Raw genomic sequence first — 1,104 nt, 5'->3', positions numbered from 1 at the left:
GGCGGAGGGACGGCGGGGACCGCGGCGCGACAGCGGTACGGGCCGGAGACCTCCGTCTCCGGCCCGTGACACGTCCGGCCCGTGGCGCCGCCCGCCGGCCACCGTCCGCCCGCGCGGGCCCCGTTCGGGCCCGCCCGTCCCGCACGCTCGCCTCAGGTCCGCCTCACGGCGCGCTGCGCTGGCCCGGCACACTCGCCCGGGCCTGGAGGTAGGCCTCGCGGCCCGGGTCGGCCGAGGACGCCGAGGCGGCCAGCGGTGGACCGCCCAGGGTGCTCGCGGCCGCCGTGCGCCGGGACTGGTGCGGTACCGGGCTGTCCGCCGGGTGCGGCGCGGCGGGCGCCTGGCCGGGGTGGCCCGGATGCCCGTGCTGGTACGCCGGCCCGGACGGGACGGTGCCCGGCAGGCCGTCGGGACCCTGGTGCCGCTCCCCCTGGGGGCGCCGCGCGCGGTACGCGGCCCGGTAGGCGGCCGGGGACGAACCCAGCTGGCGCCGGAAGTGGCCCCGCAGCGCGACCGGCGAGCGGAAGCCGCAGCGGCCCGCCACCTCGTCCACCGAGTAGTCCGACGTCTCCAGCAGGCGCTGCGCCTGCAGCACCCGCTGCGTGATCAGCCACTGCAGCGGCGCGCTGCCGGTCAGCGAGCGGAAGCGGCGGTCGAACGTACGACGGCTCATGTACGCGCGTGCCGCCAGCGTCTCCACGTCGAACTGCTCGTGGAGGTGCTCCAGCGCCCAGGCGACGACCTCGGCGAGCGGGTCGGCGCCGATCTCCTCGGGTAAAGACCTGTCCAGGTAGCGTTCCTGACCACCCGTCCGGCGCGGCGGGACGACGAGCCGGCGGGCGAGCGCCCCGGCCGCCTCGTTGCCGTGATCCGTGCGCACGATGTGCAGGCACAGGTCGATCCCGGCCGCCGTACCGGCGGAGGTCAGCACGTCGCCGTCGTCCACGAAGAGCTCCCGCGGGTCGACGTGCACCGACGGATAGCGTTTCGCCAGCGTCGGCGCGTACATCCAGTGGGTCGTCGCCGGACGGCCGTCCAGCAGGCCGGCCGCCGCGAGCACGAAGGCGCCGGTGCACAGCCCGACGATGCGGGCGCCCTCCTCGT

General features: G+C 77.4%; 1 protein-coding gene. It reads right to left on the bottom strand.

From position 1 onward, the window contains the following. Window positions 1–163: 163 nt before the first annotated feature. On the bottom strand, window positions 164–1,104 hold a 941-nt coding region (locus tag AOK18_RS24435), incomplete at its 5' end, for a GlxA family transcriptional regulator (RefSeq protein WP_055695725.1).

It is taken from the genome of Streptomyces prasinopilosus (assembly GCF_001419695.1).
Taxonomy (GTDB): Bacteria; Actinomycetota; Actinomycetes; order Streptomycetales; family Streptomycetaceae; genus Streptomyces; species Streptomyces prasinopilosus.
The sequence above is the reverse complement of the archived record's forward strand: the minus strand, read 5'-3'. Positions and strand labels throughout refer to the sequence as shown.